This is a genomic window from Bradyrhizobium archetypum, from assembly GCF_013114835.1.
In the GTDB taxonomy this organism is placed as follows: Bacteria; Pseudomonadota; Alphaproteobacteria; order Rhizobiales; family Xanthobacteraceae; genus Bradyrhizobium; species Bradyrhizobium archetypum.
On the sequence record NZ_JAAVLW010000006.1, the window covers coordinates 247914 to 273108 of the forward strand.

The window sequence follows — 25195 nt, forward strand, 5'->3', positions numbered from 1 at the left end:
GCGCAGCACTCCTTAAACGCGAGCGCACCCTACCTTGGCACCGGTTAACGAAATCTGGAGATTTGGGCGAGTGCGCGGCCAGTCACTCAAGCCGTCATACGCGGGCTGACCCGCGCATCCAGCAATCTTCATAAGATGCTTTCGAAGGGGATGGATTGCCGGCTCAAGCCCGGCAGTGATAAATTTATCAGCGCGTCGGGACCGGCTTGTCGCCGCGATAGTCGTAGAAGCCGCGCTGCGTCTTGCGGCCGAGCCAGCCGGCTTCGACATATTTCACGAGCAGCGGGCACGGCCGGTACTTCGAATCCGCCAGCCCCTCGTGCAGCACCTGCATGATCGACAGGCAGGTGTCGAGGCCGATGAAATCGGCCAGTTCCAACGGCCCCATCGGGTGATGCGCGCCTAGCTTCATCGCGGCATCGATCGCCTCGACGTTGCCGACGCCCTCATAGAGCGTGTAGATCGCCTCGTTGATCATCGGCAGCAGGATGCGGTTGACAATGAAGGCCGGAAAATCTTCCGAAACCGCGACCTGCTTGCCGAGCTTCCCGACAAATTCCTTGGCGGTGTCGAAGGTGTTATCGTCGGTGGCGATGCCGCGGATCAGCTCGACCAGCTCCATCGCCGGCACCGGATTCATGAAATGAATGCCGATGAAGCGCTCGGGACGGTCGGTCGAGGCCGCAAGCCGCGTAATCGAAATCGACGAGGAGTTGGTGGCAACGATCGCTTCAGGCTTCAGAACCGCGCAAAGCTCGTGAAAGATCTTGCGCTTGACCTCTTCCTTTTCGACCGCGGTCTCGATCACGAGATCGCAATCCGCCAGGCCGTCGAGCGTCCCGGTGGTGGTGATGAGATTGAGCGCCTGTTTGCGCGCATCTTCGGTGATGGCCTTTTTGGCGACCTGGCGCGACAGATGGCCGTTGATGGTCGCCATCGCCGATTTCAGCCGCTCGTCGGAGACATCGTTGAGCACCACGTCCAGACCGGCCAGCGCCGCCACATGCGCGATGCCGTTGCCCATCTGGCCCGAGCCGATCACGCCGACCTTCTTGATTGTCACCGCCATTTTGTCATCCACCGGAACGGCGCGCATATCGCGCCTGTTCATCTCTAAACCTCAGCTACGATATCATCAGACGCGAGGTTTCAGTCCCACCATTGGCACGTATTCTTCACGCGAAGCTTAATCCCCTTCGCCCGCATTCGCTTAAGGTAAACACCGGCCGGACGTTTGCGCGTCCGGCCGGTGTTCCGTTACTTGCCGAGCTTGCCGAGCGCGTCGGTCAACTCAGGAACCGCCTGATAGAGGTCGGCCACCAGGCCGTAATCGGCAACCTGGAAGATCGGCGCGTCTTCATCCTTGTTAATCGCCACGATCACTTTGGAATCCTTCATGCCGGCGAGATGCTGGATCGCCCCGGAGATACCGATGGCGACATATAGTTCCGGGGCGACCACTTTGCCGGTCTGGCCGACCTGCCAGTCGTTCGGCGCATAGCCAGCATCGACGGCGGCGCGCGAGGCGCCGACGCCGGCGCCCAGCTTATCGGCGAGCGGCTCGATATATTTGGCAAAATTCTCACGGCTCTGCATGGCGCGGCCGCCGGAGACGATAATCTTCGCCGACGTCAGTTCCGGACGGTCGCTCTTGGCGACTTCCTCGCCCACGAAGCTGGAGAGGCCCGGATCGGCTGCCGCGGTGGCGTTCTCCACCGGCGCGCTGCCACCCTCGCCGGCCGCGGCGAAAGTCGAGGTCCGCACCGTGATGACCTTCTTGGCATCCTTCGACTTCACCGTCTGGATGGCGTTGCCGGCATAGATCGGCCGCTCGAAAGTGTCGGGCGAGACCACCTTGATGATCTCGGACACCTGCATCACGTCGAGCAGCGCCGCTACGCGCGGCATCACGTTCTTATAGCGCGAGGTTGCGGGCGCGACGAAGGCATCGTAGCCGGAGGCCAGCGACACGATCAGCGCGGCCAGCGGCTCGGCGAGATCGTGGGCGTAGGCGGCGTTATCGGCGAGCAGCACCTTCTTGACGCCGGCGAGCTTGGCTGCGGCATCGGCCGCCGCCTTGGCGTTCTCACCGGCGACCAACACATGCACGTCGGCGCCGAGCGCGGCGGCTGCTGTCAGCGCCTTGTTGGTGGCGTCCTTGATCGACGCGTTGTCGTGTTCGGCAATCAGAAGCGTCGTCATCAGAGAACCCCGGCTTCGGTCTTGAGTTTGGATACCAGTTCAGCGACGTCCTTGACCTTGACGCCTCCCTTGCGGCCGGGCGGTTCCGCCGTCTTCAGCACTTCGAGATGCGGCGTAAGATCGACGCCATAGTCGGACGCACTCTTGTCGTCGATCGGCTTCTTCTTCGCCTTCATGATGTTGGGCAGCGATGCATAGCGCGGCTCGTTCAGCCGCAGATCGGTGGTGACGATCGCCGGTCCCTTGAGCTTCACGGTCTGCAGGCCGCCGTCGACCTCGCGCGTGACCTTGAAGTCAGAACCTTCGATTTCGAGCTTGGAGGCGAAGGTCGCCTGCGGCCATCCGAGCAGCGCGGCCAGCATCTGGCCGGTCTGGTTCGAATCGTCGTCGATCGCCTGCTTGCCGAGAATGATGAGGCCGGGCTTTTCCGCTTCAGCCACCGCCTTCAAGAGCTTGGCGACCGCCAAGGGCTCGACATTGCCTTCCGCCTTGACGAGGATGCCGCGGTCGGCGCCCATCGCAAGGCCGGTCCGGATCGTCTCGGAGGCCTGCGCCGGGCCGATCGAAACCACCACGACCTCGGTCGCCTTGCCGGCTTCCTTCAGCCGCAGCGCTTCCTCGACGGCGATTTCGTCGAACGGATTCATCGACATCTTCACGTTGGCCAGTTCCACGCCCGTTCCGTCGCTCTTGACGCGGACCTTGACGTTGAAATCGACCACCCGCTTTACCGGCACAAGAACCTTCATCGATCCTCTTTCGCTTGAATTCTGGGGTTAATTGGCTTGGTATTAGCTTGTATTGACTTTGGGCGCGGAACCTAAAGGTCCCGCTATCGGCGGTCAACGCGCGAAAGCCAAAAATCGGCCCCGGAAAACGCCTACCTTAGCGGTTCTGACCCGGCACCCACAACACGTCTCCGGCCCCATTATCGTTCATGGCGCGGCTGGCGACGAACAGAAAATCCGACAGTCGGTTCATATAGTGAATGGCAGCCTCGCTGACCGGCTCCTCCGGCTGCGCGGCGAGTTCCACGATCATCCGTTCCGCGCGGCGGCATATGGTGCGGGCGAGATGCAGGTATGCGGCAGCGGGGGTGCCGCCAGGCAACACGAACGAGGTCAGCGGCGCGAGATGCTCGTTGAGCGCATCGATGTCGCGCTCGAGCCGCTCGACCTGGCTTGCCAGCATCCGCAGCCGTTCGGCCTTGCCGTCGCGCTGGGGCACGGCGAGATCGGCCCCGAGATCGAACAGGTCGTTCTGAATCCGGCCCAGCATCGCATCGAGCTCGCGCGCCTCGCCAAGATGCAGCCGCACCAGGCCGATGGCGGCGTTGGTTTCGTCCACGGTGCCATAGGCGCTAATGCGCAAATCGTATTTCGGACGGCGCTCGCCGCTGCCGAGCGCCGTGGTGCCGTCATCGCCGGTCTTCGTATAGATGCGGTTGAGCACGACCATCGGCGCTTCCCTTCTACTAATCTTATCTGCCCATCGCCCACACCACCACCATGGTGATCACGATGGCGATGAACTGCAGCAAGACCCGAAGCCGCATCAGGTTCTGCGAGCGGTTCGGCGAGCCGCCGCGCATCATGTTGACAAGGCCGAGCAGCAGCACGACAGCCACGGCCGCAAGCGCGAGGGGAAGAACGATCGAACTCAGAAAGGATGTCATCGGCGCTACATAACACCGCGGCCCGCCGACTTCCACACGTTCACATCCCTCGCACAACCGCTCGACGATCTGGCTTTTAGCCCAATAATATCAGATGCTAGCCCAAGTCTTAGGGTTAAGTCTTGGGCCAAGTAATCGGCCCGGACCGCCACACCCCTGATCGAGGTGAGATGTGAGGCTTATTCGCTTTATCTACCTCGTCGTGATGGAGGCGTTCTATACGTTCCTCGCCGATGACGGTTGGGCGATCGCGAGCCACATCGCGCTGTCGACGCTGATGGCGCTATTCCCCTTCCTGATCGTGCTGACGTCGCTGGCGGGCTTTTTCGGGTCGAAGGAACTCGCCGATGGAGCCGTGGGACTGTTGCTGCAAACCTGGCCGCAACAGGTCGCGGACGCGCTGGCCGACGAAATCCACGACGTGCTGACCACGACGCGCGGCGGCGTTTTGACCGTCGGCGCGGTGCTGGCGGTATATTTCGCTTCCAACGGCGTCGAGGCGCTGCGCGTCGCGCTGAACCGCGCCTATTCGGTGGTCGAGCCGCGGGCCTGGTACTGGCTGCGGCTGGAATCGATCGGCTACACGCTGGTCGCCGCCGTCACGTCGCTCTTGATGGCGTTCCTGATCGTGCTCGGTCCGCTGATCCTGGAGACGGCACGCCGCCACATCCCGTTCTTCGTCGAGAGCAACGAAAGCTTTCTGTTCTTTGCCCGCTACGGGATAACGATCACGGCGATGACGGTGGCGCTGTTCGTCCTGCACGCCTGGCTGCCGTGCGGCCGGCGAAGCTTTCTGCAGATCCTGCCTGGCATCGTCTTCACGATGGTGGGATCGCTGATCTCGGGCATCGTGTTTGGCCAGTATCTGGCGCGCTTTGCCAGCAACTACGTGACGATGTATGCGGGACTTGCCTCGGTCATCATCGCGCTGGTGTTTCTGTATTTCATTTCGGCAATTTTCGTCTTTGGCGGCGAACTGAATGCCGCGATCATGAAGTCGCAATTGCCGAAGGGGATGTCGCTTCATGCAGCGCAGTCGCCAAAGCGCGCGGACTCACGGGCTTGACCAGAAAGATATCGGCGCCGGCGGCACGGGACGCCGCCTCGTCCTCGCTGCGGCCGGATATGCCGATGATCGGAACGCCCCCGAGCGGCGCTTGCAGCGCGCGAATGCGCCTGATCGCCTCGATGCCGTCGATCCCCGGCAGCACCATGTCCATCAGCACCGCGTCGAAGGCGCCTTGCGCGAGCCGTTCCGGCGCCGCCTCGCCCTGGCCGATAAATTCGGCCTGGTGACCGAGTTCGGTCAGGATCGCATTGAGCACGACGCGGCCGAACGGATTGTCCTCGACGCTGAGCAGGCGCAACGGCCGCAGCGAACCGATCGAGACCTCGCCATCGGCGACGTCCGCGGCTGTCACGACGTCCTGTGCGGGTGACATCACCACTTTGAGAGTAAAGGTCGTGCCGCCGCCGCGTCGTTGCATCACGGTGACGTCGCCGCCCATGGCGCGTGCCAGTTGCCTGACCGACGACAAGCCGAGCCCGGCACCGCCGAAGCGCGACGCAATGGAGACATTGGCCTGCGAGAACGGCCGGAACAGACGTTTGATCTCGTTCTGCGCGAGGCCGATTCCGCTGTCGGAGACCGCGAACGAGACGGCGACCTTGCCCTTCGGGGCGCGGACCGACGTGATCTGCAGCGCGACGCTGCCGTGATCGGTGAATTTCACGGCATTGTCGATCAGGTTCTCCAGCGCGGCGCGCAGGCGGACGGGGTCGCCGATCGCAAATCCCGGCAGTTTTTCGGAAATCGCAACCGATGACTGCAGACCCTTGGCCGCGGCGCGGCCGGTCAGCGAATCACCGGCATTGCGGGCGAGCGTGCGCAGGTCGAAGAAGTCCTGCAGCACCTTGAGCCCCCGGCCGCTGCTGCGCGCGGCGTCGACGAACAGCGTCGCAAGGCTTGCCAGATGTTCGGCCCCCGCCTTGATGGTGTCGACCCAGCGCCGTTCGCGCTCGCCGAGTTCGGAGGTGGCCAGGAGATTGCTGATCGCCAGAATGCCCGTGAGCGGGGTGCGGACCTCGTGCGCGAAAGTCGCCAGCGCGGTTTCGACCATGCCCGTGGCGGCAACGGCGGATTTGCGTGCACCGCGCGGCTGTGCCGCGGCGCGGGAGACGCGCTTTTTCGTTTGCCGCTTCTTTACTGGCCGTGTGGTGCGCCGTGAGCGCCGCTTTGCCGCCATGTTCCCCCTTCCTCTGCCGCAACCAGCATGACACGCGATGGCGGCCGGTGTCACGGAGACGTTTTCAACAACTCCCAGTAGAATTACGGAAGTCGTCCGACAAACCGACGAGCCGGCGAATCTCTGCAGGCGAGGCACCTTGTCCACGCAATTCGCGCAAAGCCGTGGCGTTTGTCGATTTCGAGAGCTTTTGTCCGGATCCATCTTGGATGAGCCGGTGATGCCGATACACCGGTTGCGGGATACCGAGCATCCGCTGCAACAGGAGGTGTACGCTGGTCGACCAGAACAGGTCCCTGCCCCGCACCACGTCGGTGACGCCTTGCTGGGCGTCGTCGATCACGACGGAGAGATGATAGCTGGTCGGCGTTTCCTTGCGGGCGAGAATGACGTCGCCCCAGGCTTCGGGCCGCGCGCTCACGACGCCGGTCTCGCCATCGGGACCTTCGCCATGTTCGATCCAGCAGAGTTGATTCGCGCGCGCGCAGGCGGCCGCCATGTCGAGCCGCAGCGCGTAAGGCATGCCCTGCCCGACCAGCCGGCTGCGCTCGTCGGGCGACAGCGATTTCGCATCCCCCGGATAGAGCGGCGCCCCGTCGGGATCGCGCGGCCAGGGCGCGCCGGCTTCGCGCTGCGCGACCAGGCGGGCGATTTCCGCGCGGCTCTCGAAGCTCGGATAGATCAGGCCTAGGCCTGCCAATTCATCGATCGCGTCCCGATAGCGCGCGAAATGCTCCGATTGCCGCCGCACCGGCGTCTCCCAGGATATGCCGAGCCAGGCGAGGTCTTCGTAGATCGCCGCCTCGAACTCCGGCCGGCACCTGGTCGCGTCGATATCCTCGATCCGCAGCAGGAACCTGCCGCCGGCGCGGCGGGCAAGGTCGAAGTTGAGCAACGCCGAATAGGCGTGCCCAAGATGAAGGTAGCCGTTCGGGCTGGGAGCAAAACGGAAAACGGGTCGCGGCATTGATCGTGACACTGTCATTGCCGGGCTTGACCCGGCAATCCATCCTAAAGAAAGACTTTTACGATATAAGATGGATGCGCGGGTCAAGCCCGCGCATGACAAGCCGGACCAGCCGAAAAGTTTCAATGACCGTCCACCTCAACAGCCAGTCCGACCTCGAAGACGCCATCCATACTCTGGTCAAGCAGGACACGCGGCTCAAGCCGATCCTTGAGCTGACCGGCATGCCGGCGCTGCGGCAACGCGAGCCGGGGTTCACCGGGCTAGCGGCCATCGTGTGCGGCCAGCAATTGTCCACCGCTAGCGCCGGAGCGATCTGGGCGCGGTTGACGGCAGCGTTCGATCCGTTCGACCATCACGCCGTCGGCAAGGCCCGCACCGATCGGCTCGGCCGGCTGGGGCTTTCGGCCGCCAAGATCAAGACGCTGAAACATATCGCGCGCGAACTAGCCGCCGAGCGGCTGAATCTCGAGGTGCTGGCGGAAGAGGACGCGGATGCCGCGCATCACACGCTGACCGCGCTGCCCGGCATCGGCCCGTGGACCGCCGACGTCTATTTGCTGTTCTGTCTTGGCCATGGCGACGCCTGGCCAGCCGGCGATCTCGCGGTGCAGGAGGCGGTCAAGATCGGGCTCGGCCTGAAGACGCGCCCGAGCGCCAAGCAGATGATGCCGCTGGCGGAGCCGTGGCGCCCCCTGCGCGGCGCGGCGGCGCATCTGTGGTGGAGCTATTATCGTCACTTGAAGAAGCGCGAGGGCGTACTTCCCGACAAGCTCACCCCCGCAACCGCACCCGGTCCTCCCGCGCGGAAGCCGTGACGAAGTCGATTACCGCGCGCACCGCGGGCAGATCGACGAGATCGGGATGGGCCAGCAGCCAGAGATCCGCCACGCTGACGAGCTTTTGCGGGGCGACGCGAACGAGTTCGGGGTAGGTGGCGGCGACGAAGCAGGACAGTGTCGATATCCCCAGGCCGGCGCGCGCGGCGGCGAGCATGTCGCCTTGCGAGGAACAGCGCATCACCATCGTCCCCTGCCGCGTGATCGCGTCGCTCCAGCGCGCCAGCCGCTCGTTCGACAACCGATCGGCGAAGCCGATCACGCTATGGCCCTTCCATTCGTCACTGCGCTCAGGCAGCCGCCGCCGCGCGGCATAGTCGCGCGAGGCGTAAAAACCGGTGCCGAGACGGCCAATCTTGCGGCCGATCAAATTCTCCTCGCCGCTATCGACCGGGCGCAGCACGACGTCGGCCTCGCGGCGCCGCACGCTCGCCGGATAGGGATAGGTGATGATCTCGAGCTGAATATGGTCGTGCCTGCGCAGGAACGGCCCGAGCCGCGGCATTAGCCAGTGCGAGGCCAGCGTCGAGCCAATCGACAGCTTGACGACGCCCCTCGCCTGCGCGCCAGTCGCGGAGACCGCAGCCTCGGCACGCAAGGCCGCCGCAGCCATGGCTTCGACATGCTCGCGAAATTTCTGTCCGTGCGAAGTAAGTGCCAGGCCATCGGTGGAGCGGGCGAACAGGGGAACGCCGAGCTGACCCTCCAGTTCGGCGATCTTTCGCCCAACCGTCGGATGGCTGGAACGTAAGCGGCGCGCAGCGGCCGCGAAGCTGCCGGTTTCGGCCACCGCGACGAAGCTTTTGCACAGGTCCCAGTCCATCGGCTCTCCATGCGGGCTTAGATCGCGCTGTTCAACACTGGACGAACGTCTGTTCAATATTGAACAGGTGGGCGTCAGCCGTCCAGACTTATAATGGCGGCAATAACAGCGCCCGGCCGGCGGCTTTGCCCGGGGTCCGGCGCTCTCAATCAACATCATCGATGCGCGCCGGCCCGGAGCCGGCCTTGCGCTGCAAAGGGAGTGATCAAATGCCGTTGCCTGCCTCGCTTGCCGACACGCTCGAACTGCCCGTGGTTGGCTCGCCGCTCTTCATCGTCTCCGGACCCGAGCTTGTGATTGCCCAGTGCAAGGCCGGCATTGTCGGTTCTTTCCCCGCGCTGAACGCCCGCCCTGTGGAAAAGCTCGACGAGTGGCTGAGCCGAATCGAGAACGAGCTCGGCGAGTACAAAGCGAAATATCCCGGCAAGAAGGTCGCGCCCTACGCCGTCAACCAGATCTGCCATTCCTCCAACGACCGGCTGATGAAGGACATGGAAACCTGCGTGAAGCACAAGGTCCCGATCATCATCACCTCGCTGCGGCCACCGATCGAAGTCGTCGAGGCCGCGCACTCCTATGGCGGCGTGGTGTTTCATGACGTGATCAACGTCAAGCATGCGCGGAAAGCCGCCGAGCATGGCGTGGACGGTCTGATCCTGGTCTGCGCCGGCGCCGGCGGTCACGCCGGCACGCTGTCGCCATTCGCGCTGCTGCGCGAAGTAAAGCAGTGGTTCAAGGGCACCGTGCTGCTGTCGGGCGCGATCTCGGATGGCTGGGGTATTGCGTCGGCGCTCGCGCTCGGCGCCGACATGGCGTACATGGGCACCCGCTTCATCGCCACGCGGGAGGCCAATGCCGATCCGTCCTACAAGGCGGCGCTGATCGAGCACGCCGCGCACGACATCGTCTATTCCAACCTGTTCACCGGCGTGCATGGCAACTATCTCGGCCCCTCGATCGTGGCGGCAGGGCTCGATCCCGCCAATCTGCCGCAAAGCGACAAGTCGAAGATGAATTTCGGCTCCGGCGGCAACACCAAGGCCAAGGCGTGGCGCGACATCTGGGGCTCGGGCCAGGGAATCGGGCAGATCACCGACGCGCCGCCGGTCGCAGAGCTGGTGGAGCGGCTCAAGGCCGAATTCGCTGACGCCAGCGGCGAATTCCTGAAGCGCGCGCGTGCGTAAGACACGCCGGCTTCTGCAACAGCCAATCAAACAACAGGGAGTGAGATGATGAGAGCCATTGCGATGTGCTGCGCCGGGCTACTGGCGTTAGCGGCGAGCACCGCCAGCGCCGACAACGAAATCCTGATCGGCCAGACCATGCCCTACAGCGGTCCGCTGTCGAGCTATTCCGGGCTCGGCAAGGTCGCGCAGGCTTATTTCGACAAGGTGAACGCGGAAGGCGGCATTAGCGGCCGCAAGCTCAAGCTGCTCAGCCTCGACGACGCCTATTCGCCGCCCAAGACCGTCGAACAGACCCGCCGGCTGGTCGAGCAGGACGAGGTGCTGCTGGTTTTCGGCTCGCTTGGCACTGCGACCAACAGCGCGGTCCATCGCTACCTGAACGCGAAGAAGGTTCCGCAACTCTTCATCACTACCGGCGCCAGCAAATGGGCCGATCCGAAGAATTTCCCGTGGACGATCGGCGGAATGGCCTCGTACCATTCCGAAGGCGTCATCTACGCCAAGCACGTGCTGCGCACCAAGCCCGACGCAAAGATCGCGATCCTGTCGCAGAACGACGATTTCGGGCGCGACTATGTCTCTGCATTCAAGCGCGGCCTCGGCGACAAGGCGGCCAGCATGATCGTGGCCGAAGCGGTCTATGAGAGCACGCAGCCGACGATCGACTCGCAACTCGCCACGCTGAAGGCTTCCGGCGCCAACGTGTTCTTCGGCGTCGCCATCGGCAAGTTCGGCTCGCAGATGATCCGCCGCAGCGCCGAGATGGGTTTCAAGCCGGACCTGTTCCTGGTGCCGACTTCAGTCACCTCGATCGCGACGATCCTGACGCCCGCGGGGCTGGAAAACGCCACCGGCCTGGTCTCCGCGGCCTATTTGAAGAACATCAACGATCCGCAATGGGCTGACGATGCCGACGTGAAGGAGTATTTCGCCTTCATGAAGCAGTACATGCCTTCGGCCGACCCGCACGACACCACCTACGCCAGCGGCTATACCAGCCTGACGTTGCTGGCGCATGTGCTGCGCGCGTGTGGCGACGATCTCAGCCGTGCGAACGTTTTGAAGAAGGCGACCTCGCTGAACAAGCTTTCACTGCCGCTGCTGCTGCCCGGCATCACCGTGACCACCGGTCCCGACGACTATTTGCTGTTCCAACAGCTCCGCATGCAGCGCTTCGACGGCAAGAGCTGGGTTGGGTTCGGCGACCTGATCGAAGATCAAGAACCGTAAGCATTGGAGAAATCAGCCATGATCATCGGCGGCGACCGCCAGATCAGCTATCCCGACATTCACGCCCGCATCGCGCGGGCGACGGCGGGCTTCAAGGCGCTCGGCGTCGGCGGCGGCGTGCCAGTTGGCATGATGCTGCGCAACGACTTTGCGTTCTTCGAGGTCTCGGCCGGCGCGGCAGCGCTGGGCAGCCCGGTGGTGCCGATCAATTGGCACCTGAAGGCCGAGGAGGTCGCCTACATCCTCGCCGACAGCGGCGCGAAGATCCTGGTCTGCCACGCCGACTTGCTGCCGCAGATCAAGACTGGCTTGCCAGGCGATGTGCGGCTCCTGGTGGTGACGACGCCGCCGGAAATCGCCGCGGCGTTCAACGTGCCTGTAGCGGCGACGCAGGTCCCTGATAGCATGACGGACTGGGACCGCTGGCGCGATACGCATGCGCCTTCTGGCGAGGCTCCGATCGGCAGCGCGCCGATGTTCTATACGTCGGGCACGACCGGCGCGCCCAAAGGTGTGCGCCGCAAGCCGATGACGCCGGAACAGGCTGCAGCCTCGGCGCGCGTCGGCGGCATCGCCTATGGCGTCAAGCCGAACGAAGATCAGATCATCCTGATGAACGGACCGATGTATCATTCGGCGCCGAACTCCTACGGCATGCTGGCGTTCCGCAGCGGCTGCAGAATTGTTCTCGAGCCGCGTTTCGATCCCGAGGACATGTTGCAACTGATCGAACGCCACCGCGTCACTCATATGCACATGGTGCCGACCATGTTCGTCCGCCTGCTGCGGCTGCCGGATGAGGTGAAGCGACGCTACGATCTGTCGTCGCTGCGCTTCGTGGTACATGGCGCGGCGCCCTGCCCGCCGCAGGTCAAGCGCGCCATGATCAATTGGTGGGGACCGGTCATCAACGAATATTTCGGCTCGACCGAAACCGGCATTCCGGTCTGGCACTCCGCCGCCGAGGCGCTGGCAAAGCCCGGCACCGTCGGCCGCGCGATCGAGGGCGGCGTCGTCAAGATCTTCCGCCCCGACGGTTCGCTGTGCGGCGTCGGCGAGCCCGGCGAGATCTTCATGCGGCAGATGTCGGTGCCGGACTTCGACTATCACGGCAAGGCCGAGGCGCGCGCCGAGGCCGGCCGCGATGGCCTGGTCAGCGTCGGCGACGTCGGCTACCTCGACGAGGACGGCTATCTGTTCCTCTGCGACCGCAAGCGCGACATGGTGATATCAGGCGGCGTCAACATCTATCCGGCCGAAATCGAGAACGCGCTGATCGGCATGGACGGCGTGCGCGACTGCGCGGTGTTCGGCGTGCCCGACGACGAGTTCGGCGAGCGGCTGTTCGCCTGCATCGAGCCGGAAACCAACGCAACGCTCTCTCCGGCCGCGGTACAGGAGTTTCTGCGCAGCAGGCTCGCCAATTTCAAGGTACCGAAGGACGTCCAGTTCATGGACGCGATGCCGCGCGAAGCCACCGGCAAGATCTTCAAGCGCAAGCTGCGCGATTTATATACGGAAGGCAAACTGCGCGCGATTGGGTGAGGGCAATTTCGGCTCTCTCCACGTCATTGCGAGCGAAGCGAAGCAATCCACCTCACCGCACGGGGATAGATGGATTGCTTCGTCGCTGCGCTCCTCGCAATGACACGGGGACGACTGGAACGCCAATCCAAACACTGTTTTAAACATCATGGCTGTTGCAAAACGGTCATCGGACGGCGCAAAGATCGCTGCATGTGAAGCAGGGATCGAAACAGATGTCATCCATCGACTTCGTCGTAGCCCGCAACGATCTGCAGCATTGCAAGGTGGTCGACACGCCACTGCCCGACGCGACCGCGCTGCCTGACGAGGCGCTGCTGGTGAAGGTCACGCGCTTCGCCTTCACCGCCAACAACATCACCTATGCCGTCCTCGGCGATCATCTGAAGTATTGGCAGTTGTTTCCGGCGCCCGAAGGTTTCGGCAACGTTCCAGTATGGGGATTTGCCGAAGTGATCATCTCAAGACATCCCGGCGTTGCCGAAGGCGAGACCTTGTTCGGCTACTTTCCGATGTCGACACATCTCGTCATCGAAGCCGCCGACGTCTCCAAAACTGGCCTGCGCGACGCCACCGCGCACCGGCAGGAGGTCTCCCCCGTCTATAATGCCTACAGGCGGGTCAGCGGCGATGCGGCGTTTGCGGGCAAGCAGGGCGACTATCAGGCGCTGCTACGGCCGTTATTCGCGCTGTCGTTCATCGCGGATGATTTTCTCGCCGAGAACGAATTCTTTGGCGCAAAGCGCGTGCTGCTGTCCTCGGCTTCCAGCAAGACCGCATACGGCCTTGCGCATCTCGTACATGCGCGCGGCATCAGGACGATCGGCCTGACGTCGGCCGGCAATGTCGACTTCGTCAAATCGCTCGGCTGCTACGACGAGGTCGTGACCTATGACGACGTGAATTCGCTGCCGGCAGACCAGCCCGTGGCCTATGTCGATATGGCCGGCAACAGCCCGTTACGTGCGACGCTGCACCAGCACTTCGGCGAGCAGATGAAATATAGCGGAATCGTCGGGCTCACCCATCGCAAGTCATCGCCCGGCGAGGCGGCGCAGGCCCTGCCGGGTGGGGGCGCCAAGCCGCAATTCTTCTTCGCTCCTGATCACATCCGCAAGCGCGCCAGGGGATGGGGCCCCGGCGGCTTCGATGCGCGGTTTGGCGCCGCATGGGCCGGCCTCGTCCCGAAGCTGGACCACTGGGTGAAGGTGAGCGAGCACCGCGGGCCTGCGGCCGTTCAGCGCGCCTATCTCAACACCCTGAATGGCCGCGTTCCGGCGGACCACGGGCTGATGCTTTCCTTATCGGAATAGGCGGCATCTCCTTCGCGCCCTTTCTGTCCCGTCACAAATGGGTATAGCCTTCGCGGCAAGGGAAACGCCGCGAAGACGGCCAGCGATGGGAAGCGCCCATGCTCGACAGGACGGAAGACAGCGCCGTTGCCGCCAACACTTGGCTTGCGCAGTTCGAGGAAGCGCTGACGAAGCCCGATGAAGCGTTGCTGTACCACCTATTCCACCCCGACAGCTATTGGCGCGACGTGCTGGCGCTGAGCTGGAACATCCAGACGCTCAACGGCAGAGACGCCATTCTGAACGCGCTGCCGGCGCTGGCCCGCAGCGCTGCGCCCTGCGGCTTCGCCATCGCGCCCGGCCGCGCCGCCCCGCGCAAGGTGATGCGCGCCGGCACCAACGCCATCGAAGCCATTTTCAATTTCGAGACCAAGGTCGGGCGCGGCAGCGGCGTCATCCGCCTGATATCAGATGCGTACGACGGTAACCGCCTGAAAGCCTGGACGCTGCTGACGGAGCTTGGCGAACTCAAGGGCTTTGAGGAGCAACTCGGCGTCAACCGCCCGCGCGGCAATGCCTATTCGCGCGATTTTCGCGGCCCCAACTGGCTCGACCTGCGCAGGGCCTCGGCCGACTATGCCGACCGCGACCCGACCGTGCTCGTCATCGGCGGCGGCCAATCCGGACTTTCGATCGCCGCGCGGTTGAAGCAGCTCAATGTCGACACCCTGATCGTCGATCGCGAAAAGCGCATCGGCGACAATTGGCGCAAGCGCTACCACGCGCTGACGCTGCACAACCAGGTGCAGGTCAACCACCTGCCCTATTTGCACTTCCCGCCGAACTGGCCGACCTATATCCCGAAGGACAAGCTCGCCAACTGGTTCGAGGCCTATGTCGAGGCCATGGAGCTGAATTTCTGGACCGAGACCGAGTTCGAGGGCGGCAGCTACGACGAGCGGCAAGGCCGCTGGACCGTGACGCTGCGCCGTGGCGGCGGCAAAAAGCGCATCATGCATCCGCGCCATGTGGTGCTGGCGACCGGCGTCAGCGGCATCCCGAATGTGCCTGACATTGCCGGCCTGAAGGACTTCGCCGGCAAGGTGCTGCATTCCAGCCAGTATGACGATGGCGAGAACTGGAAGGGCAAGCGCGCCATCGTGATCGGCACCGGCAACAGCGGCCACGACATCGCGCAGGACCTCTATTCCAGCGGCGCTGACGTCACGCTGTTCCAGCGCTCTTCCACACTGGTGGTCAGCATCGAGCCGTCGGCGCAACTGGTCTACGCGCCTTATAACGAAGGCACGCTCGAGGACAACGACCTGATCGCCGTCTCGATGCCGCTCAAGCTGGCGCGCAAGAGCCACGCCTTGACAGCCGAAAAATCCAAGGCGCTCGACAAGGAACTGCTCGAGGGCCTCGATCGCCTCGGCTTCAAGCTCGATTACGGCGAGGACAATACCGGCTGGCAGTTCAAATACCTCACGCGTGGCGGCGGCTATTACTTCAACGTGGGCTGCTCCGACCTCATCATCAAGGGCGATATCGCGCTGAAGCAATTTGCCGATCTCGACACGTTCACGGCCGCAGGTGCCAAGATGAAGGGCGGCGAGATCATCGAAGCCGACCTCGTGGTGCTGGCGACCGGCTACCGGCGCCAGGAAGAGCTGGTGCGAAAACTATTCGGCGAGGCGGTGGAAAAACGTGTCGGCACGATCTGGGGTTTTGGCGAGGAGCAGGAGCTGCGCAACATGTATACCCGCACGAAGCAGCCCGGCCTCTGGCTGATCGCTGGCGGCCTCGCGCAATGCCGCATCGGATCAAAGCACCTCGCACTGCAGATCAAGGCGATCGAGGAAGGGCTGCTGCCGCGCAATGTCGGGCCGCGGGCAGCGATTGCATGATCTTGAGAATCTCGAAATTCCGGGGCTGGTCCTTCGGACCAGCCCGGAATGACGAACCCAATTAACTTGGAGGGGAATTTCATATGTCGGTCATTCTCGGCTCTGGAGAGTACCGCTACCGCGTCGTCGAAAACTGGGCGAAGCTGCCGGATGGCTGGCGCCTGGCCGATGTCGCTTCGGTTGCGGTCGACAGCAAGGATCGCATCTACGTCTTCAACCGCGGCGACCATCCGATGGTGGTGCTCGACCGCGAGGGCAATTTTCTCCGAAGCTGGGGCGAAGGCCTGTTCAACCGCGCCCATGGCCTGCACATCGACGCCGACGACAATCTCTATTGCACCGACGATGGCGACCATACCGTGCGCAAGTGCACGACCGACGGCAAGGTGCTGCTGACGATCGGCATCCCGAACAAGCCCACGCCGTTCATGAGCGGCGAGCCGTTTCACCGCTGCACCCATACCGCGCTGTCGCCAAAAGGCGAGATCTACGTTTCCGACGGCTACGGCAATGCCTGCGTCCACAAATATTCGCCGGATGGCAAGCTGCTCATGACTTGGGGCGAGCCCGGCACCGATCCCGGCCAGTTCAACATCGTGCACAACATCGCGACCGATGCCGACGGCTGGGTCTATGTCGCCGACCGCGAGAACCACCGCGTGCAGGTGTTCGACGGCAACGGCAAGTACGAGACGCAGTGGAATTTCCTGCACCGGCCCTGTGCGCTATGTTGCTGCGGCGGCAGAGAGCCGACCTTCATCGTCGGCGAGCTCGGCCCCGGCATGGCCGTCAACCGCAAGGTGCCCAATCTCGGCCCGCGGCTTTCGATCGTCGATTCAAAAGGCAAACGCATCGCCCGTCTCGGCGGCGAGAACGGTCCGGGGCTGGAGGCGGGCAAATTCCTCGCGCCGCACGGTATCGCGCTGGATTCGAAGGGCGGTATCTATATCGGCGAGGTCGGCGTCACCGACTGGAAGACGAGCTTTCCGGACACGCCGATGCCGCCGGAGGTCGGGGTGACGCGATGCCTGCAGAAGCTGGAAAAGATCTAGACGTGCGCCGACGGCGAAGCACCAGGACCTTGCTAAGCTCGGCGAGCGGAAGGGTGGGAACGGCCCCGCCCGTCAAACAAATTGTGCTCGCGGGCAAGGCCGTCACCAACGATATCGAAGAACGCGCGGACGCGCGCCGTCCGCTTCAGATCGGCATGGGTGACGATCCACAGTTCGCCGACGAGATCCGGCACCAGATCTGGCAGGGCGCGGGCGAGATCGCGCTCTTCGTCGCCGAGATAGCACGGCAGAAGCGCGAGACCGATGCCGGCCTTTGCGGCGGTGAACTGATTGACGAGGCTGTTGGTCCGGTAGACGAAGGCGTCAGCCGGCACCATTCGATTGAGCCAGTCGGCCGCCATGATGCCGACAGCCGCTTCTTCCCATCCGATCAGGGCATGATGGATGAGATCGTCCGCGGATGCGGCGCCGCTTCTATCCTTGAGGTAGCCAACGGCGCCGTAGAAGGTCCACGCGACATCGGCGAGCTTGCGGCCCCAGAGGTCGCCCTCCTTCGGCCGCATCGGGCGAAGCGCAATGTCGGCCTCGCGGCGCGAGAGATTGAGCACGCGGTTGTCGATCACGAGCTCGACGACGATGCCGGGATGGGTCCGCCGAAACGTGGCGAGATGGCTGGTGAGTTTCCGATGCGCCAGCGTTTCCGAGGACGTCACCCGCAGGCGGCCGGAGAGACGATGGTCGCGGCCGGCAATGTCGCGGTCGATCGCGAGTGCCTCGTCTTCCATCCGCTCGGCCGCTGCAGCCATCCGCTCGCCAGCCGGCGTCGCCTGGTAGGCCCCGCCCGGAAGCCGCTCGAACAGCCGCACGCCGAGCCGCGTCTCCAGGGCATTCAGGCGCCGAAACGCGGTCGAATGGTCGATATCAAGCGCTTTGGCAGCGCCGGTGAGGCTGCTTGCCCGGTGCACCGCCAACACAAGTTGGGGCTCGTTCCAGTCCTCCATGGCTGCACAGTTATGGCGCCCTTGCGCTTCCGCAAGTGATGCTGGCGCAATTCCAACGTGCTTTCCGTTCTGCCAGACGTTACCTATCGAATGACAGGAAGCGCGATGAGCAACACAGACGACACCGGTCCGGCTTTGCATCGGACCGTAACGCTGCTGCCTCATCGCAATGATCAACCTTCAACCCATGGAGACCGAAAATGGGTGCTCCATCCCCGGAACTTTGCAATCTCTGGCTGGCTCGCGCCTTCAATGCGCAGGACGTTGAAGCCGCCGCGGCAATGTATCATCCCGAAGCTTCAATCGTTCAGGTCGACGAGGTCCATGGCGGCAGCAGCGTCGCGCGCGGTGCCGACGGCATCCGCAAGACAATGGCGGCTTACATCGGAATGAAGCCGCACATGGATGTCGTGACCCATCACACGACAGTCTCGGGCGACTTCGCCATGACGAGGTCGCAGTGGCTGATCAAGGGTACCGATGAACACGGCAAGCCGACCGAAGTGCATCACCATGGTATGGAGGTTCACCGCCGGCTGCCCGACGGCACCTGGGTGTTCTTCATGGATCACCCGTTCGGCGCCGATCCGGATTGGGCGGTTGAAGCTCCGCCGCACACCGAATAGCCGCCGCACAATACGGAGAATCAGCAATGCAAGAACTTGCCGCGCTCGCCAGCATCGTTGCAGCGCTCAGCGTAGGTGTGATCAGCCCCGGGCCCAGCTTTGTGATGGTGGCGCGTGTCGCTGTCGCATCGAGCAGAACCCGGGCGCTGGCCACGGCGCTCGGCATGGGTGCCGGGGGGCGCCATCTTCGGCGCGGCGGCGCTGTTCGGGCTGCAGAGCGTGCTGCTCGCCGTGCCCGCGCTCTATGCCGGCCTCCGGATGCTGGGAGGCCTGTATCTTTGCTATCTGGGTTTTCTGATCTTCAGATCCGCGCGAAAGCCGGTCGCGATGGTCGCGGCCGGCGGCGAAGCCCGTTCTCGGACGTCCCACGCGTTCTGGCTCGGCATCACCACGCAGGTGAGCAATCCGAAGACGGCCATCGTCTATGCAAGCGTGTTCGCCGCTTTTCTTCCGGCGTCCTTTTCCGCGGGCTTCGCCGCCGCACTGCTCGCCGCAGTGTTTGTTGTGGAATCGGCCTGGTACGCGGTCGTCGCCATGCTCTTCTCGTCCGCAGGGCCGCAACGGGCCTATCTGTCGTACAAGTCCTGGGTCGATCGCGCCGCCGGCGCTGTCCTGTTCGGCCTGGGCCTCAAGCTCGTCACCAGCGCCGCCAAACCATAGGCGGTGCGGGGGCTTTTGGAATGCCGGAACGTGCTACGCAGGCCGAATGAGCGCCTGACAGCCTGTACCGACCCCATCACGATGGATTGACCGCGCACGTTCGGCATTGGCGTGGTCAGGAACCCAGGCTTTTCCCAGGGCCACGGCGGTCGAACATGCGTTCCCTCTGCTGGATAAGCCCCGGAACGCTCTTCACAATCCCGTCACGCTGCCTGTAGTATGCAGGGCGCATGCTGCTTCGCAGCTAACATGGGGGTCAGGAGCGTTACTTGAACGCACATGTCTCGCAGGGCGGTTGGCCGGTACTGGTGCTGAACGCGGACTTCCGGCCGCTGAGCTACTACCCGCTGTCTCTCTGGTCGTGGCAAGACGCGATCAAGGCGGTGTTCCTCGATCGCGTCAACATCGTCGAGCATTACGATCGCGCGGTGCGCAGCCCGACCTTCGAGATCCAGCTTCCGAGCGTGGTGTCGCTCAAGTCCTTCGTCAAGCCGACCACGCATCCCGCCTTCACGCGTTTCAACGTTTTCCTGCGCGACCGCTTCGTCTGCCAGTATTGCAATGCGCATGACGACCTCACCTTCGATCACATCATCCCGCGCAGCAAGGGCGGCCAGACCACCTGGGAAAATGTCGTCGCCGCCTGCTCGCCGTGCAACCTGCGCAAGGGCAATCTGACACCGCAGCAGGCGAAGATGTTTCCCAGGCAGACGCCCTACGCGCCGACGGTGCATCAACTGCACCGCAACGGCCGCCTGTTTCCGCCCAACTATCTGCACGATAGCTGGCTGGACTATCTTTACTGGGATACTGAGCTCGATCCGTAAGGCGGTTCAGGCAATCGTTGTGCGAAACACTCATTCGCCGGTGAGACGATCACTGGCGCGTCCCTCGCAGGGACGCGCCAGCCATTCGCGGGTTAGATCTGATAATCCATGTCAGCCATGCTCGCCCCCGCGCCCGGGGCTATCGAGGGGGCCTTCTTCTTCGGGAGTTCAGCAACCATTGCCTCGGTGGTGACAAGCAGGCCAGCCACCGATGCCGCGTCCTCAAGCGCGGTTCGCACCACCTTGGCGGGATCAATAATTCCCTTTGAGATCAGGTTGCCGAACTCGCCTGTCTGGGCATCAAATCCGAAGGCGTAGGTATCCTTGTCGAGGATCTGTCCGACGACGAGCGAGCCATCCTCGCCCGCGTTGATCGCGATCTGGCGGGTCGGCCAGGAAAGCGCTTTCTTCACGATGTCGACGCCAAAGCGCTCGTCCTCGTCGGCCGGTTTCAGCTTGTCGAGCGCCTTGACGGCGCGCAGCAGAGGAACGCCGCCGCCGGGCAAAATGCCTTCCTCGACGGCCGCGCGCGTCGCATGCAGCGCGTCGTCGACGCGGTCCTTGCGCTCCTTCACCTCCACTTCGGTCGCGCCGCCGACACGGATCACCGCGACACCGCCCGCGAGCTTGGCGAGCCGCTCCTGGAGTTTCTCACGATCATAGTCCGAGGTCGTCTCCTCGATCTCGGCCTTGATCTGGGAAACACGCGCATCAATGTCGGCCCTCTTGCCGCCGCCGCTTACGATGGTGGTATTTTCCTTGTCGATCCTGACATTCTTGGCGCGGCCCAGCATGTTGATGGTCACGTTCTCCAGCTTGATGCCGAGATCCTCGGAAATCATCGTGCCGCCGGTAAGAATCGCAATATCCTGGAGCATCGCCTTGCGACGATCGCCGAAGCCGGGCGCTTTCACCGCCGCGACTTTCAGTCCGCCGCGCAGCCTGTTCACGACGAGGGTAGCGAGCGCTTCCCCCTCGACGTCCTCAGCGATAATGAGCAGGGGTTTGCCCGACTGCACGATGGATTCGAGCAGCGGCAGCATTGGCTGCAGCCCCGACAGCTTCTTTTCATAGACCAGAACGTAGCAGTCCTCGAGCTCAGCCCGCATCTTTTCAGCGTTGGTGATGAAGTAGGGCGAGATGTAGCCGCGGTCGAACTGCATACCCTCCACCACTTCGAGCTCGGTCTGCAGCGACTTCGCCTCCTCGACGGTGATTACGCCGTCGTTACCGACCTTCTTCATGGCGTCGGCGAGGAAACGGCCGATCTCGGCGTCGCCGTTGGCCGAAATGGTCGCAACCTGCGCGATCTCGTCGTTCGAGGTGATTTTCTTGGAGTTCTTCTCGATATCTGCGACCAAAGCCTGGGTTGCGCGATCTATGCCACGCTTGAGGCCCATCGGGTTCACGCCTGCCGCAACGGCCCTGGCGCCCTCTCTGACGATCGCCTGCGCGAGCACAGTGGCAGTCGTGGTGCCGTCGCCAACCCGATCTGACGTCTTTGATGCAACCTCGCGCACCATCTGGGCGCCCATGTTCTCGAACTTGTCCTCGAGCTCGATTTCCTTGGCGACAGTGACGCCGTCCTTGGTGATGCGCGGCGCGCCGAACGACTTTTCGAGAACGACGTTTCGACCTTTCGGGCCGAGCGTTACTTTCACTGCATTGGCGAGAATATCGACGCCGCGCAGCATCTTCTCGCGGGCATCGACCGAGAACTTCACTTCCTTCGCAGCCATGGTCTTGCTCCCTACGATACCATTCCTCTCTCGCTGACGACATCGGGCGCGCGTTCAAGCGGCCTTTCGACGGGTACCGCCTTCGACCAGCACGCCCATGATGTCGCTTTCCTTCATGATCAGGTATTCGGTGCCATCGATCTTGACTTCCGTGCCTGACCATCTGCCGAACAACACGCGGTCGCCAGTCTGGAGGTCGATCGGAACGAGCCTGCCGCCCTTGTCGCGCGCTCCAGGCCCCACCGCCACGACCTCGCCCTGCTGCGGCTTCTCCCTGGCGGCATCAGGGATGATGATGCCCCCGGCGGTCGCCGTCTCCGGCTCGATGCGCTTAACGACGACCCGATCGTGAAGCGGACGGATTTTCATTATCCTTCACTTCCACTGGATGTGGTGTTCGGCTGCAGTATGCGAGCTAGGTGGATCGGCATTGCGCTTCAAGGGCTTCTGAAAAAAATGGATGTTTGCCCGGCTCATGGGCGAGTGCCGGAGCGTGCTACCGAGCATGCTGCGTTCATTGGCGAGCCCGGGTTTGAGAACGGGGTCGACTGTTCTTGCCAGTAAGCATAATCCTTGGCCGGCGACACCTTGGGCCGGCAGTACTGGCATGTGGACGCCGCGCTCGAGTTCAGTCAGAACCTTTCTGTCAGCGGACCAGGCCTGGACGGCGATGACCGTTGTTCGCACTGCAAAAAAGCCTGGGAAAAGCCGACTGAGAGGAGGACGCCAATGCTCATTCCGATTGCCGACGTGCCGCGCTGGTATGCCGAACGCAAACCGGCGGGCACGATTGCGGTCAGCCACGGCAGCGAGCTCACCTGGGAGCAATTCGAGCGCAACGCCAACCGACGTGCCCGCGCCTTTGCCGCCAAGGGCGTCAAGCCCGGCGATTTCGTCGCCATCGGGCTACCCAACAGCAATGTGTTTTTCGAGACGACTTTTGCGGTATGGAAATGCGGCGCGACGCCGACGTCGCTGACCTGGCGGCTGCCGCGCGGCGAGGCCGCCGCGGTACTCGACATTCTCAAGCCCTCGCTTGTGGTCGGCGGCCAGGCGGACTGGAACGCGCCGAATTCGCTGCCCGCCGATTTCAACCCCGAAGGCTTTTCGGACGAGCCGGTGAACAACCCGCTGGCGCGCTATTGGAAGGCCATGACCAGCGGCGGCTCGACCGGGCGGCCAAAAGTGATCCTCGATCACATGCCGGCGGTGGTGGACACCACCGCCCCCTCCCCGCTCGGCATTCCGCAGGACGCCTCGCTGCTTAATCCCGGCCCGCTCTATCACAACGCCCCGTTTATCGTGTCGCACACCGCGCTGTTCAACGGCGGGCGCGTCACCGGCCTCGTCAAGTTCGATGCCGAGGAGACCCTGCGGCTGATCGAAAAGAATCGCGTGCAATGGGTCAATTTCGTGCCGACGATGATGCACCGGATCTGGGCACTACCCGACGAGATACGCAATGCCTACGACCTCTCCAGCCTGCAGATCGTGTTTCACATGGCGGCCCCCATGCCGCCATGGCTGAAGGAGAAATGGATCGAGTGGCTCGGGCCGGAACGCATCTACGAGCTCTATGGCGGCACCGAGCGGCAGGGCGCGACGATCATATCGGGCACCGAATGGCTCACGCACAGGGGCTCGGTCGGCAAGATCGGCGACACCTGCCGATTGCGGATCATAGGCGAGGACGGCAACGACGTCGCACCCGGCGAGACCGGCGAGATCTACTTCCTGCCCAATGACGGCCCCGGCTCGACCTATCACTATCTCGGCGCCGAGCCGAAGCGGCGCGCTGACGGCTGGGAGTCGCTCGGCGATATCGGCCGGCTCGATGCGGAAGGCTATCTCTATCTCGGCGACCGGCTGGCCGACATGATCCTGCGTGGCGGCGCCAACATCTATCCGGCCGAGATCGAGGCCGCGGTGTCGGAACATCCCGACGTGCGTTCCTGCGTCGTCGTCGGCCTGCCCGACCCGGAGTTCGGGCAGCGCGTGCACGCGATCCTCGAACTCACGCCGAGTGCCGACGCGCAAGCCGTCGCCGACGGCATGGCGGCGTTCCTTTCCGACCGGCTCAGCCGCTACAAGCATCCGGAGAGTTTCGAGACTGTCCAAATCGGCCTGCGCGATGATTCCGGCAAGGTCCGGCGTACGCTGTTGCGCGACGAACGCGCCGCCTGGCTGAAGGAGAACCGAGATTTCCGGATCGTGCCAACCCGGGCGCGGGCAAACGCGGAATGATCCGCAACTGCCGCGGAACATTTGTGAATCTGCCCTCTTATGAGTCGCATGGCGGCTCATTTTCGGGGACACTTTCAAGACAGCCTTTTGCAGCATAGATTGTCGTCAATTTCCCGCGCCCCCTCGCCGGAAGCGCGCCGGTTCGCCAGGAGACCATCCATGCCCTCTTTGACCGAATGGAGAGTGCCGCCCGCCAACCAGCCGCGCCCGGGCGACTATGGTTTCGACCTCGACAAGACCCTGTCGTCGGTGGTCGGGCTGCATTCGATCATTCCGCCCGACGCCTTCAGCGCGGAGACACTCGGCACCGAACGCGCCGGCAATGGCGTGCTGATCGATGACGGGCTGGTGTTGACCATCGGCTATCTCATCACCGAGGCCGAAGCGGTCTGGCTGCATCGCGGCGACGGCCGCGTGGTGGAAGGCCACGCGCTCGGCTTCGACTTCGAATCCGGCTTTGGCCTGGTGCAGGCGCTCGGCGACCTCGATCTCGATCCGCTGCCGCTCGGCTCTTCCGCCGCCGCTCAAATCGGCGACCGCGTGGTGGTCGGCGGCGCCGGCGGGCGCACGCGCTCGGTCGCAAGCCAGATCGCTGCAAAACAGGAATTTGCCGGCTACTGGGAATACCTGCTGGATGAAGCGATCTTCACCCATCCCGCGCATCCCAACTGGGGCGGCACCGGACTGATCTCGAATCGTGGCGAGCTGATCGGCATAGGCTCGCTACAGCTCGAACGCGAGCGCGAGGGCAAGGCCGAGCACGTCAACATGATTGTGCCGATCGATCTGCTGAAGCCCGTGCTCGACGACATCAGGAAATTCGGCTGCGTCAACAAGCCGGCGCGGCCGTGGCTCGGCATGTACACCACCGAAATTGACAACCGCGTCGTGGTGGTCGGCATCGCCAGCAAGGGACCGGCGGCGCGCGCCGAGCTGAAGACCGGCGACGTCATTCTCGCCGTTGACGGCGACAAGATCACGAGCCAGACCGGCTTCTATCGCAAACTCTGGTCGCTTGGCACCGCCGGCGTCGACGTGCCGCTCACGGTCTATCATGAGGGCGTCACCTTCGACGTGGTGTTGACCTCGACCGACCGCGCCAAGCTGTTGAAGGCGCCGAGGCTGCATTAAGTAAGTCTTCACTGAACCAGGCCCTCCCTTGAGATTGGATT

24 protein-coding genes are annotated in these 25195 nt (G+C 63.4%); 13 read left to right on the forward strand and 11 right to left on the reverse strand.

Annotated features, from left to right (window positions below):
• Window positions 1-187 precede the first annotated feature (187 nt).
• The 5 genes from HCN50_RS21350 to HCN50_RS21370 form a co-directional block, all read right to left on the reverse strand.
• Window positions 188-1069: a 3-hydroxybutyryl-CoA dehydrogenase gene (locus HCN50_RS21350; RefSeq protein WP_171711647.1), complete on the reverse strand. Its 882-nt coding sequence runs from the start codon at window positions 1067-1069 to the stop codon at window positions 188-190.
• A gap of 188 nt (window positions 1070-1257) precedes the next feature.
• Window positions 1258-2202, reverse strand: coding sequence for an electron transfer flavoprotein subunit alpha/FixB family protein (locus HCN50_RS21355; RefSeq protein WP_171711648.1), 945 nt, complete (start codon window positions 2200-2202; stop codon window positions 1258-1260).
• A complete protein-coding gene (locus tag HCN50_RS21360; protein WP_171711649.1) occupies window positions 2202-2951 on the reverse strand; it encodes an electron transfer flavoprotein subunit beta/FixA family protein in 750 nt (249 codons plus the stop codon). The genes HCN50_RS21355 and HCN50_RS21360 overlap by 1 nt, the downstream gene beginning before the upstream one ends.
• 136 nt (window positions 2952-3087) lie before the next feature.
• Entirely contained in the window at window positions 3088-3660 is a 573-nt protein-coding gene (locus tag HCN50_RS21365) for a cob(I)yrinic acid a,c-diamide adenosyltransferase (protein WP_171711650.1), read from the reverse strand.
• Between the two features lie 22 nt (window positions 3661-3682).
• Window positions 3683-3877 carry a twin transmembrane helix small protein gene (locus HCN50_RS21370; protein WP_171711651.1) on the reverse strand — a complete coding sequence of 65 codons (195 nt, stop codon included), beginning with the start codon at window positions 3875-3877 and terminating at the stop codon, window positions 3683-3685.
• A 205-nt stretch (window positions 3878-4082) separates the two neighbouring features.
• Here HCN50_RS21370 and HCN50_RS21375 point away from each other — a divergent pair, with 205 nt between their 5' ends.
• Complete coding sequence (locus HCN50_RS21375; RefSeq protein ID WP_210265050.1) at window positions 4083-4943, forward strand: YihY/virulence factor BrkB family protein; 861 nt, start codon at window positions 4083-4085, stop codon at window positions 4941-4943.
• Here HCN50_RS21375 and HCN50_RS21380 read toward each other — a convergent pair.
• Both HCN50_RS21380 and gluQRS read right to left on the reverse strand, forming a co-directional pair.
• The gene (locus HCN50_RS21380) at window positions 4867-6123 is read right to left on the reverse strand and encodes an ATP-binding protein (protein WP_171711653.1); all 1257 of its coding nucleotides are present in this window, start codon (window positions 6121-6123) and stop codon (window positions 4867-4869) included. The genes HCN50_RS21375 and HCN50_RS21380 overlap by 77 nt on opposite strands.
• Window positions 6124-6187: 64 nt before the next feature.
• Complete coding sequence (gene gluQRS, locus HCN50_RS21385; protein WP_171711654.1) at window positions 6188-7090, reverse strand: tRNA glutamyl-Q(34) synthetase GluQRS; 903 nt, start codon at window positions 7088-7090, stop codon at window positions 6188-6190.
• 125 nt (window positions 7091-7215) lie between these two features.
• Here gluQRS and HCN50_RS21390 point away from each other — a divergent pair, with 125 nt between their 5' ends.
• On the forward strand, window positions 7216-7908 hold the full coding sequence (locus tag HCN50_RS21390; protein WP_171711655.1) for a DNA-3-methyladenine glycosylase family protein: 693 nt from the start codon (window positions 7216-7218) through the stop codon (window positions 7906-7908).
• Here HCN50_RS21390 and HCN50_RS21395 read toward each other — a convergent pair.
• A complete protein-coding gene (locus HCN50_RS21395; RefSeq protein ID WP_171711656.1) occupies window positions 7865-8752 on the reverse strand; it encodes a LysR family transcriptional regulator in 888 nt (295 codons plus the stop codon). The two genes, HCN50_RS21390 and HCN50_RS21395, sit on opposite strands and share 44 nt — an antisense overlap.
• Before the next feature lie 209 nt (window positions 8753-8961).
• Between HCN50_RS21395 and HCN50_RS21400 the strand changes: the two genes are divergently transcribed.
• The 6 genes from HCN50_RS21400 (at window position 8962) to HCN50_RS21425 (ending at window position 16965) form a co-directional block, all read left to right on the forward strand.
• Complete coding sequence (locus tag HCN50_RS21400) at window positions 8962-9936, forward strand: NAD(P)H-dependent flavin oxidoreductase (RefSeq protein WP_171711657.1); 975 nt, start codon at window positions 8962-8964, stop codon at window positions 9934-9936.
• A gap of 45 nt (window positions 9937-9981) precedes the next feature.
• Window positions 9982-11169 (forward strand): ABC transporter substrate-binding protein, encoded by a 1188-nt coding sequence (locus HCN50_RS21405; RefSeq protein WP_376700308.1) that lies wholly within the window; start codon window positions 9982-9984, stop codon window positions 11167-11169.
• Between the two features lie 18 nt (window positions 11170-11187).
• Entirely contained in the window at window positions 11188-12714 is a 1527-nt protein-coding gene (locus tag HCN50_RS21410) for an acyl-CoA synthetase (RefSeq protein WP_171711659.1), read from the forward strand.
• Between the two features lie 215 nt (window positions 12715-12929).
• Window positions 12930-14027 (forward strand): DUF2855 family protein, encoded by a 1098-nt coding sequence (locus HCN50_RS21415; protein WP_171711660.1) that lies wholly within the window; start codon window positions 12930-12932, stop codon window positions 14025-14027.
• Window positions 14028-14125: 98 nt separating this feature from the next.
• Complete coding sequence (locus HCN50_RS21420; RefSeq protein WP_171711661.1) at window positions 14126-15913, forward strand: flavin-containing monooxygenase; 1788 nt, start codon at window positions 14126-14128, stop codon at window positions 15911-15913.
• Window positions 15914-15996: 83 nt separating this feature from the next.
• Window positions 15997-16965, forward strand: a complete 969-nt coding sequence (locus HCN50_RS21425) for a peptidyl-alpha-hydroxyglycine alpha-amidating lyase family protein (RefSeq protein ID WP_171711662.1) — start codon at window positions 15997-15999, stop codon at window positions 16963-16965.
• Window positions 16966-16997: 32 nt separating this feature from the next.
• Here HCN50_RS21425 and HCN50_RS21430 read toward each other — a convergent pair whose 3' ends face one another.
• Window positions 16998-17927 carry a LysR family transcriptional regulator gene (locus HCN50_RS21430; RefSeq protein ID WP_171711663.1) on the reverse strand — a complete coding sequence of 310 codons (930 nt, stop codon included), beginning with the start codon at window positions 17925-17927 and terminating at the stop codon, window positions 16998-17000.
• 200 nt (window positions 17928-18127) lie between these two features.
• Between HCN50_RS21430 and HCN50_RS21435 the strand changes: the two genes are divergently transcribed.
• From HCN50_RS21435 to HCN50_RS21445, 3 genes are all read left to right on the forward strand, one after another.
• Window positions 18128-18553, forward strand: a complete 426-nt coding sequence (locus tag HCN50_RS21435) for a YybH family protein (RefSeq protein ID WP_171711664.1) — start codon at window positions 18128-18130, stop codon at window positions 18551-18553.
• A gap of 114 nt (window positions 18554-18667) precedes the next feature.
• Entirely contained in the window at window positions 18668-19213 is a 546-nt protein-coding gene (locus HCN50_RS21440; protein WP_311968093.1) for a LysE family translocator, read from the forward strand.
• Between the two features lie 269 nt (window positions 19214-19482).
• Window positions 19483-20040 (forward strand): HNH endonuclease, encoded by a 558-nt coding sequence (locus tag HCN50_RS21445; RefSeq protein WP_171711665.1) that lies wholly within the window; start codon window positions 19483-19485, stop codon window positions 20038-20040.
• A gap of 92 nt (window positions 20041-20132) precedes the next feature.
• Here HCN50_RS21445 and groL read toward each other — a convergent pair whose 3' ends face one another.
• Together groL and HCN50_RS21455 are read right to left on the reverse strand one after the other, a co-directional pair.
• Window positions 20133-21779 carry a chaperonin GroEL gene (gene groL / locus HCN50_RS21450; RefSeq protein WP_171711666.1) on the reverse strand — a complete coding sequence of 549 codons (1647 nt, stop codon included), beginning with the start codon at window positions 21777-21779 and terminating at the stop codon, window positions 20133-20135.
• 54 nt (window positions 21780-21833) lie between these two features.
• A complete protein-coding gene (locus tag HCN50_RS21455) occupies window positions 21834-22148 on the reverse strand; it encodes a co-chaperone GroES (protein ID WP_171711667.1) in 315 nt (104 codons plus the stop codon).
• A gap of 360 nt (window positions 22149-22508) precedes the next feature.
• Here HCN50_RS21455 and HCN50_RS21460 point away from each other — a divergent pair, with 360 nt between their 5' ends.
• Window positions 22509-24023: an AMP-binding protein gene (locus tag HCN50_RS21460; protein WP_171711668.1), complete on the forward strand. Its 1515-nt coding sequence runs from the start codon at window positions 22509-22511 to the stop codon at window positions 24021-24023.
• Between the two features lie 159 nt (window positions 24024-24182).
• Window positions 24183-25154: a S1C family serine protease gene (locus HCN50_RS21465; RefSeq protein ID WP_171711669.1), complete on the forward strand. Its 972-nt coding sequence runs from the start codon at window positions 24183-24185 to the stop codon at window positions 25152-25154.
• Window positions 25155-25195 lie beyond the last annotated feature (41 nt).